9 protein-coding genes are annotated in these 10,187 nt (G+C 37.2%); 7 read left to right on the forward strand and 2 right to left on the reverse strand.

From position 1 onward, the window contains the following. Positions 1-7: 7 nt before the first annotated feature. From IQ264_RS20145 to IQ264_RS20165, 5 genes are all read left to right on the forward strand, one after another. Positions 8-835 (forward strand): glycosyltransferase, encoded by an 828-nt coding sequence (locus IQ264_RS20145; RefSeq protein WP_193982592.1) that lies wholly within the window; start codon positions 8-10, stop codon positions 833-835. 35 nt (positions 836-870) lie between these two features. Beyond that, positions 871-2,034: a glycosyltransferase gene (locus IQ264_RS20150; protein ID WP_193982593.1), complete on the forward strand. Its 1,164-nt coding sequence runs from the start codon at positions 871-873 to the stop codon at positions 2,032-2,034. 80 nt (positions 2,035-2,114) lie between these two features. Continuing rightward, a complete protein-coding gene (locus IQ264_RS20155) occupies positions 2,115-4,127 on the forward strand; it encodes an ABC transporter ATP-binding protein (RefSeq protein ID WP_193982594.1) in 2,013 nt (670 codons plus the stop codon). Between the two features lie 16 nt (positions 4,128-4,143). Further along, positions 4,144-5,343 (forward strand): glycosyltransferase family 4 protein, encoded by a 1,200-nt coding sequence (locus tag IQ264_RS20160; protein ID WP_193982595.1) that lies wholly within the window; start codon positions 4,144-4,146, stop codon positions 5,341-5,343. A gap of 26 nt (positions 5,344-5,369) precedes the next feature. After that, positions 5,370-6,332, forward strand: a complete 963-nt coding sequence (locus IQ264_RS20165; RefSeq protein WP_193982596.1) for a glycosyltransferase family 10 domain-containing protein — start codon at positions 5,370-5,372, stop codon at positions 6,330-6,332. A gap of 3 nt (positions 6,333-6,335) precedes the next feature. Here the strand turns inward: IQ264_RS20165 and IQ264_RS20170 are convergent, their stop codons facing one another. Further along, positions 6,336-7,316: an Npun_R2821/Npun_R2822 family protein gene (locus IQ264_RS20170; protein ID WP_193982597.1), complete on the reverse strand. Its 981-nt coding sequence runs from the start codon at positions 7,314-7,316 to the stop codon at positions 6,336-6,338. A gap of 250 nt (positions 7,317-7,566) precedes the next feature. On the opposite strand from IQ264_RS20170, the gene IQ264_RS20175 reads away from it, so the two are divergent. Both IQ264_RS20175 and IQ264_RS20180 read left to right on the forward strand, forming a co-directional pair. After that, a complete protein-coding gene (locus IQ264_RS20175) occupies positions 7,567-8,565 on the forward strand; it encodes an Npun_R2821/Npun_R2822 family protein (RefSeq protein ID WP_193982598.1) in 999 nt (332 codons plus the stop codon). A gap of 10 nt (positions 8,566-8,575) precedes the next feature. Further along, positions 8,576-9,493 carry an Npun_R2821/Npun_R2822 family protein gene (locus IQ264_RS20180; protein ID WP_193982599.1) on the forward strand — a complete coding sequence of 306 codons (918 nt, stop codon included), beginning with the start codon at positions 8,576-8,578 and terminating at the stop codon, positions 9,491-9,493. Between the two features lie 108 nt (positions 9,494-9,601). Here IQ264_RS20180 and IQ264_RS20185 read toward each other — a convergent pair whose 3' ends face one another. After that, a complete protein-coding gene (locus IQ264_RS20185; RefSeq protein WP_193982600.1) occupies positions 9,602-9,973 on the reverse strand; it encodes a hypothetical protein in 372 nt (123 codons plus the stop codon). Between the last annotated feature and the right edge of the window lie 214 nt (positions 9,974-10,187).

The raw sequence follows: 10,187 nt of genomic DNA on the forward strand, positions 1-10,187 counted from the left end.
TAAGGATATGGCGTTAGAAAAAAAAGGATTTATTACAATTTTAACAGGTCTTTACTCTTTGCAAGACTGCGTTCACTTTTTAGCTTCAGTCAGGAAATTCCATGACGAACCAATTATCATTTTAATCGATCGAATTCCTCAAATTTTCTGCCATTTGCTTACATCTGTCAAAAATGTAATATTGCAGCCTGCACCAGCTAATGAAAATCCAGTATTAGCAGCCCGATTAGCCAAGTTAGCTTTATATGAACAATCTCCTTTCGAGAAAACAATATACTTGGATTGCGATACTTGTTTACTATCAAAAATAGATGAGGTTTTTGATTTTCTAGATGAAGTAGATTTTTTAGTAGTTGAGGATGTTCAGCCGTCAATACTTAAAGCTTCTAATCTACTAAGAATTAAGCAAGAGACATTACCAACCCTCCAATCTATTGGATTCCCATTTAACGAGAGTAGCGTGCAATATAACGGGGGATTTTTGGGATTTAAAAAGAATTCTCAGATCAAAGAATTGTTTGGCAATTGGGAAATGTATTTTGACATAGTGAGGAAAAATCAAGATGTACTTTTATTAAAAGATCAAGGAGCTTTTGCCGCTGCAATTGAAACTGTAAAACCATCAATGAAAATACTACCACCAAGGTATAATTACCTCGATAAATGGAAAATCAATTATCATATTAATGAACCAATCAAAGTCTTACATTGTACTTATCCTTATCGTCCTCAATATGCTAAAAATGTAACTCGTTCTTTTTATACTAGGGTTTTTGATAGATTAGCCAAAGTATTTTTACCAAATCAAATTAACAATCCCTGGCGAACAAGATAATTTTAGTAATTTAGTGTCATTGAAATAAGAATTAAATGAACAAGAATTTTTCGATAACAATATTAGTTTCTGATTTAGCAGGTGCTGGTTTAATCCGCGCTTACTTGCTAGCAAAATCTCTCTCACTAACGGGATACGAAGTAGAAATAGTAGGGGGTATTTTTGGTCAAGAATTATACAAAGAAATCCCTGACAGTGTAAAAATTGTTGCTATAAAAGGAGATAACTATCCTGGATTTTTCAAATCTGTTATTGAAATAATGAAAGTAATTAAAGGAGATTTGATTTATGCGGTTAAACCCCAACCAGCTAGTTTTGGAATAGCTCTGCTCAATAAATTATATACCAAGCGACCTGTTATTTTAGATATTGATGACTGGGAACTCAGTTGGTATGGTGGAGATGACTGGCAATATCGTCCAACATTTAACCAATTAGCTAGAGATATTCTGAAAAAAGAAGGCGCTTTGAGGTATCCCCATCATCCTTTGTATTTAAAGTGGATGGAAAAGTTAATTAATCAAGCAAATGCTGTAACCGTACACACCCACTTTCTCCAAAAACGTTTTGGTGGGAAATTTGTTCCTAATGGCAAGGATACTTTACTATTCGATCCTAACAAATATGACTGTGAAGAATGTAGAAGGCGCTATGGTTTAAGTGGATACCGCATTCTGATGTTTCCAGGGGCACCACGTCCATACAAGGGTTTGGAAGATGTTCTACTAGCCCTAGATAAATTAAATCAACCAGACTTGAAATTAGTGATTGTTGGTGGCAGCCCCTATGATGATTATGATGATAAACTCATTCAAAAGTGGGGACGTTGGATTATCAAGTTGCCGAACTATCCGATCGATCGGATGCCGGAAGTGGTAGCTGCTGCTCACATTGTAGTTGTCCCGCAACGGGATACTCCAGCTACTCAGGCGCAGTTCCCTTTAAAAATAACTGATGGTATGGCAATGGCAAAGCCAGTTTTAGCAACTAAAGTAGGTGATATACCGGAAATTCTGGGAGGTACAGGTTATCTTGTAGAGCCTAGCTCACCAGAGCAAATAGCAGAAAAAATTGAGTCGATCTTTCAAAATTTAGAGGAAGCACAAGAAAAAGGAAAGCAGGCAAGAGAAAGATGTGTAAAATATTACAGTATAGATACAATGTCAGCTGTACTTGCAGAAATCATTCAAGGCTTGTAGCCGCCACGATCCAAAATTTACTAAAAATGCTTTGTTTTTAGTGAGTAAAGCTCTATCAATTATGTACTAGGGAGCGCTAAATGACTTCCAATGAACTTGTATTAAAATTTGCTCGTCGTTATCCAGTTTGGATTTTTATGACAGTCCTACTGGGGTTTTCTGGCGCTCTATTTAATGGTGTCAGTACTACTCTAATTGTGCCAATTCTATTAAATTTTTTAGGGCAAACTGTAACTTTTAAAGGTGCGCCGCCACTGATAGCAAAGCTGCTGTCACCCTTCTCTGGTGTGCCAGAAGAGTACCGTACAGGAGTAATGGCATTAGCAATTTTATTGGCAATCGTTTTGAAGAATGTTGCTAGCTATGCCAGTAGTTTAGTGTCAAGTTCTCTAATGCGAACACTAACTTCTGACCTGAGAGAAGAGGGAATAGAGTTATTATTAGAAGTTGATTTAAGTTACTACTCCCAAATGAAGGTGGGAGATTTACTCAACCGTTTAGGTGGGGAAATTAGTCGTGCGGCTGGCACAATTGGTATAGTAATTCGGATTGTAATTACTGGAATTACAATTTTAGTATTTACTGGATTACTGATAGCAATTTCCTGGGAACTTACAATCGCAACAACTATTTTGATGGGATTAGTTGCCCTGGTTAATCAATATTCAATTGCTCGGTCCAGGGTCTTTGGCAAAACGCTCTCAGAAATGTCGAGAGCTTATTCAGTAAGAGTGTTAGAAGTCCTTAGTGGTATTAGATTAGTCAAGTCAGTTGGGAATGAGCAAGTTGAATATGACCGTTTGCATAAGTTAATTCGCGCTAGGGAACAGGCTGATTTCCAAACCCAAGTAGTAGGTGCAGCAATTAATCCAATTAGTGAGGTGACTGGCATTTTAGTAGTAATGGGAATTGTGATTTTAGGTCGCTTTTTCCTAAGTACTCAAATCCAATCATTTTCAGCAATATTGCTGACTTACTTATTAGTACTTTTTCGCTTACTGCCTTATATTGCCCAGTTAAATAACACTAGGAGTCAACTTGCTAGTAGTAATGCTAGCGTAGAAATGGCGCAGGAGTTTTTGCGGCGTGATAATAAACCATTTATGAAAAATGGTGAGCGGAAATTTGACAAATTAAATGAAGGAATTCATTTCAATAAAATCAGTTTTCATTATCCTAATAATGACAAATTAATTATCCGAGAAGTAGATTTGTATTTGCCTCGGGGGACAACTCTAGCTTTAGTAGGAGGATCGGGTGCTGGTAAGTCAACTTTGGCAGATCTTTTACCGAGATTTTTTGACCCTACTTCTGGTTCGATTACTATAGATGGGATCGATCTGCGGGAATTTGATTTAAAAAGCCTCAGAAGTTCAATGGGAATTGTTAGCCAAGAAACATTTCTCTTTAATGATACGGTGCGGAATAATATTGCTTACGGACATCCTGAATTTACAGATGAAGAAATTTTTGAGGCGGCGAAACGGGCAAATGCTTATGAATTTATTGAAAAATTAGACCAGGGATTTGAAACTTTTATTGGCGATCGCGGCGTGATGTTATCTGGTGGACAGCGACAGAGATTGGCGATCGCTCGTGCGCTGTTACAGAACCCATCTATCCTGATCCTGGATGAAGCTACTAGCGCCTTAGATACAGTTTCTGAAAGATTAGTTCAACAAGCAATTGATGAACTTAGTCGCGATCGTACTACCCTGGTAATTGCTCACCGTCTTTCTACTGTCCAAAAAGCCGATCAAATTGCGGTTCTAGAACATGGTCGAGTTATGGAAATCGGTACTCATGAAGAACTTTTAAATAAAGGAGATTTCTATGCAAGACTTTATTCGCTGCAATTCTCGGAAAACCGCGAAAATCTATTTGACCGTAATCAAGAAATTCGCAATCAACTATCTTATGATGTGCGGACTAAACTGAATAGTTTGATCGGTAATCTCAGAATATTAGCCGATCAGTTAGTAGATGATCCTCAAGAAGAAGAGGAATTAATTAGTGAATCATACACAGCAGCATTGAGTTTACTACAAAGCATGGAACGATTTGAACGTAGCAAACGATTACCAATACAATAACCATAAAAAATGACCAATGACTAAGTACTATATATTTTTTACTAGAAATGTCTTACCCCAACCCCAAGCCCATTTAGTACAAGTTGCTCATTCGGCAAATGCAGCTGCGAACTTAGGTTATCCCACAGTTTTAGTATATTTGCATCAAAAGAGCAACTTATCAAATATTGGAGAGTTATTTTATCCTTTTCATCCTCAACCACCTCAAGAAGATTTAGCTAAATTTTATAATCTTCAAAATAAACTAAAAGTAGCTGCTCTCCCTACACCTTGGCCTATAGATCAAGTTGGTGGAAAGTGGACTCACATCAGCACAGTAATATCAAAATACTACTTTCCTTTTCACATCTTACCCCAGACAAAAATTGTTCATACTAGAGACTGGAACTTTGTCAAAACAGCAATTAAGCAAGGCATTCCAGCAATATACGAACATCACCACCACGACAACAAAAAATTTGAACCAGAAATTGTGAATCATCCCCTATTTCAAATTTCTGTAACTGTTGCCGATCCGGTAATAGATACCATGATTCAAAATGGTATGCCGCCGGAAAAAGTAATTAAATTACACAATGGGTTTAATGAAATTTTTCTCAAAAGACAGCCAGAAGCAGCTGCTACTTGGCGCAAAAAATTGCTAGTTGATGGACGGGAGAAATTAGTAGTTTACTCTGGTGCATTGAGTAAGTTTAAAGGTATTGATTTACTGATTGATGTAGCTAAAGAATTACCAGAACTTCAATTTGTTTTGGCTGGTGGTAATGAGTCACAAGTACAAGCTTATCAACAGCTTGCTAGGGAAAAACAAGTTCAAAATGTAACCTTTTTAGGTTATTTACCACAAAACGAATTATCTAACTTACTACAAGCATCTGATATTTTAGCTCACCCGCATTGTGCTGGAGAAGAAGCGAGTTTCACCTCTCCTTTAAAGTTATTTGATTACATGGCTTCAGGAACTCCCATTGTAGCGACAGAAATTCCACCTTTAATGGAGTTTAAATCTTCTCCGGCTGTTGCTGCTTGGTGCGAAGCAGACAACCCAAAAGCATTTGCTCAAAGCTTAGAACAAGTGCTATTAACACATCCCAGACGAGTCGAAGGTTATACAGATAATATGGATTTTGTGCGACAGTTTTCCTGTGAAAATAGAATCGCCAAAATTCTCAGTTATGTAAAAGATTCTATGCGACCCGAATTAGTAAATTTGTAATTTTGATTGTTAAACAGAGGAAATATATGGACAAAAAAATTATCGGGATGTTGAGTGGATATCCCAATCTGAACCAAATGGATTGGTTATGGCAGCAAACTCCACATAATTTTGGTGTATGGGGCAATATTCAAATGCTTGCCCAAGCGGAAAAACCGGATTTTTTACTACTTTATAATTTCGCTGGGATGCGGAAGGTAACTACCAAAAAGTTCTGGTTTTTTAAACCAGAGAGAAAATATATTACCTATCCTCAAGAAGAGATGGCAGAGTTACTTCGAGGTGTACCGAAAGAAAAGGTAGTCTTTGTTTGGCGAGAACCACCCTTAGAGGAAGTTGTGAAGAGAAATATTGCTTCTTATGAGTGGGCAAAAGAATACTGCGGTTATATTTCTGGGCCAGATGATGCGGCACCAAATCCTGATTATATGCCTGCTATTTGGTATCATTCTAATTCTTTTCGGGAGTTAGATGAAATGGGTTGTCCAGAAAAAATTGAGTCTTGTAGCTGGATAACTTCTGGTGTTAATCGCACTGCTAATCATCGTCAGAGGTTGGAATTTTTGCGATCGCTAAAATCAAGTGAAATTAAGTTTGGTTTGTATGGACGGGGTTTACCAGATTGGGCTCAAGCGGCTGGGGAACTTAATAATAAATGGTATGGTATGGCACCTTATTACTATAATTTGGCGATCGAGAACTACGCTGACAATGATTGGTATGTAAGTGAAAAGATGTGGGATGCTTTATTAGCTTGGTGCTTACCAATTTATTATGGTGGTTCAGCAGCAGATAAATTATTGCCTCCTGGTAGTTTTCTCAGACTACCTAGTTTAGATGAAAAAGGAGTAGCCTACATTAAAGAAGTAACTGCTACACCAGATGCCTGGTATGCCGCTAAGGAGGCGATCGCACAAGCCAGACAAATCATTCTTCACAAGCTAAATCTCTTGGAATGGCTATCTAATTTCACGAAAAAGTTTTCCTGATTTTTACACTTTCTCACCTTCATTCAGAAATCTGTAGTACAAAAATATATCTTTGTACGGAATGCTAGCAACTTGCCATTTAAGTAATTTATCTGCTAAGGGGAGGAGATTATTTTTGTAGGGAAGATTCATTTTTTCCCATTCACATAACTTCTGAAGACGTTCATTTTTGATACCCATGTAATGCAAGTAGGTTAGTTTCTTGCCTTTGTCGTACAAAACATGATTTTGATCTTCAAAATGTTGAGAGGTGACGCAGACACCAGTATTGTAATTTGAACTTTCATCTAGGGTAAAGTTATAAAACTTTAGACCCTTTTTCAACATCATGTAATTGAGAATTAGCTGTTCGCTCAACCAAGTTTGAAAAATTTTGATATCACCATTGCCGAGTTCTTCGAGAAAATATTCTAGGTCTTTTTCCTGAATTGCACCTTTCTTAGAAGCCCAGAAACCGCTACAGTGGAAGTTCTTAGAAAGAGCTTCTTCTGACTCGTAATCTTCTTTAAACACCTCAAAAAAATGGCTGACTTCCTTTCTTCTCAGAGAAGTTTCTCTTTGAAAATCATGGACAATAAAATCGTATTCATCAAGTTTACGAAAGACATGATCTAAAGACTGGAAAATCAATGTATCGCAATCAATATACAAAAACCTATCAAACGGCCCATCAAATGCACAATATCTTTTGTGCATACTTATAGTATTGGTTTTAGTTTTAATTCCTAATTGGGAAAAATAATTATTATATAATTCGTGCCACTTGGCAATAAAATTTTCCCACTTTCGTAGAGATGCCTGGTCTTCAAATAATAACAGGTTCTTTCTTTGGCTAACTTCTTTTTTTATTAAGTCAAGTTTTTCATTAAAAGGGATGATACAAATAGGTATATCACTTTTATAATTAGCTTCTATACTGTTTAGCAGTGCCACTAATTGATCGTAAACATTGTCATTAGCCAATAGATATATTCCGTTGTTCATAAGATTTTACAATAGTTAATTATTTATTACAGAAGGTTAAATAAAAACAGCTTTTTTTAACAGAAACAACATTTTTTCGGCTGCTGACTCCAGGATAGCATTCAAAATAAAGTTATAACAAATATCCAACTACGTAAGCAGGAGTTTGTGTTAAGATGCCAACAGAAAATACTGGCAATAGTTTACCTGATTCTATCAGTCTATCTGCTGTCCTTGGGTGCTACTTACCGCTAAACTTTCGGAGAGTCCAATGAAGGATGGTATTTACATATTAGCTAATGATGTGGTTTACAACCAATTGGTAGCCCTGCTCAACAGTATAGAAGTAAATGCAGGCAACCAATTTCCAGTTTGTGTCATTCCTTATGACGATCGCCTCGAACAAGTTCGTCAGGAAGTTAAAGCTAGAAAAAATGTCGAAATACTAGAAGATGCAGTTTCTATAGCACAATGGGAAGACTTTTCCACTGAGGTATGGAAAGCTCATCCCAATGCTTTTAATATTTGGCGAGAAAGAGGGAATACTGGCGTTTACCGCATGGGAATGCACCGACGATTTAGCGGTTTTGATGGCCCTTTTGAACGGTTTATTTACTTGGATGCTGATATTTTGGTGATGAATTCATTAGAGCCAATCTTTCAGCGATTAAATGATTATGATTTTGTAGTCTATGATTTTCAATACAAAGATCCGACTCATGTATATAACGTAAATTCTCCGAAGTTGTTAGAAGTATTCAATCAAGAAAATATTGATTCACAAATATTTTGTGCGGGATTATACGCATCAAAAAAAGGTATTTTTGATGAAGAAAGAAGAAATTATCTTTTATCTAAATTACGCTCAGGAGAAGCAGAGGTATTCTATATAAATGCGCCGGATCAAACGATACTTAATTATATGGTGATGAGATCGGGGATCTCTAGCTATAACTTTTCGCATCATTTATCGGCAAGTGAAGTAACTGGGTGTTGTGTAACTTCTCCTCATTTTGAGGAACGAGATAATGTATTGTACGATAAAGGAAATAGGTTAACTTATTTACATTATATTGGGTTGTCTTCTAAACTGTTCAACAACCTTTGTGCAGGAGAAAATATTGATTTTCCTTACCGAGATTTGTTCCTGCATTATCGCTATTTGCATGAACCAGAAAAACGACCCAAGTTGACAGGTAAACCAAAACCATATAATCCACCACCTAGTTTAGCAACAAAAGTTCTCCGCAAATTGGGATTAACTTACTGAGGTTCGATCGATGAATAGAGGCATTTATATTACTGCTAATGATAAGGTGACAGAACAGGCGATCGCTCTCTTAAAAAGTATTCGAGTTTACGACAGCGATACGCCAGTAGTGTTAATTCCTTATGACGACAATTATCAAAAAATTGCCGAAATTCTCGGTGATTCTTTTGGGGTAAAAGTGTATGAAGATTTAGAATTTATCGATCGCTTATCCAAACAATTACATCAAGTTTTTGGCGAGAAATTCTTTGCTAGACCAAATCAATTTCGCAAACAAGCTTGTTGGTTTGGCTCCTTTGATGAATTCCTTTATATAGATACAGACATTGTAGTTTTTGAAAAGATTATTGACAACTTAAATTACTTTTCCGAATATGACTTTCTCTGTTGTGACTATCAACATGGCGGTGGGATAAGAAATGTTTTCAGTCCGAAAGTTTTAGAAGATAAGGTATTTACAGAAGATGACCTAAAAGACATCTTCAATGGCGGTTTTTGGGCTTCTAAAAAGAACTTACTTTCGGAACAGGACTTATACGACACTTTTGCTGAATGCGCCGCCCATCCAGAATACTTTGATTTTTCCCAAAAAACTTCCGATCAACCAATCATTAACTACATGATCTTGAAGCGGATTCCCCGACGCTTTAATATTGTGCGGAAACCGGGGAAAGGGCCAGGTAATTGGGCAGGTAGCGGTCATTTTAAATATGAAGGCGATCGACTAATTGACCCCAATGTTAACCAACCATTGCAATACTTACATTGGGCAGGTATTAGAATTGAACCCGGTTGTCCTTATTGGGAAACTTGGGAACATTACCGTTATCTCAACGAAGCTAAACCAACTTATACACCCCAAACATCTCCTGCTAAAACCAAAAGTTTATGGCAGAAAGTGAAGGATAAAGTGAAAGGTTTATTTTGAAAAAGGGGATTAAAAAAGCCAGTCTTTAACTGAGATATTCTACCAAGAGGCAGAGCCTCGGTTTTTCGTTCCCAGGTTCAACCTGGGAACGAGATCTGGAAAGGTTAATCAGCTAAAAGAATCTAAATCTAACGCTCGCGATCCTCCCTTGTCTAACTGCACTAACAGTTTGCCAAGTTGATACCAAACGAGCCAACCCATAAAAATTGTCAGTGGGATAGCAATAGCATAAGAAAGCCAAGTAGGAAAACCAAAAATTTCTAACCCAGACCCTAAAAAAACACAAACTCCAATACAAATTCCCAAAAAAGGCAATTGCAATTGCACTCCTTGGAAATTGGCTAGCATTCGAGATGAGCGAGTTTTCGCCCATGCTTGTACCAGTTCTTTAAGTGTGGCTTCAAAAGCTAAACCTGATGCAAGTGCAGCTAGCATTCCAGCTACTAGCAGAAAATAGGGAGGGTCTTGAATTAGGAACACGAATAACTCCTGCAATTATTAATTCTTAGGTTAAATCTTATCAGGCAAAGGAGTAGGTAATTTTAGATTTTAGACTTTAGATTTTTGTAATCTTGCCACTACCTACAAATGCAAGTTGCTAGTTACAAATCTGGCTCTTTCTTAGCCCCCCTAAAAGATCCCCCCTCCGCCCCCCTTAATAAGGGGGGAACCAGCGGAAGCTTCGCTATTAACA

This window comes from [Phormidium] sp. LEGE 05292, assembly GCF_015207735.1.
In the GTDB taxonomy this organism is placed as follows: Bacteria; Cyanobacteriota; Cyanobacteriia; order Cyanobacteriales; family Aerosakkonemataceae; genus Floridanema.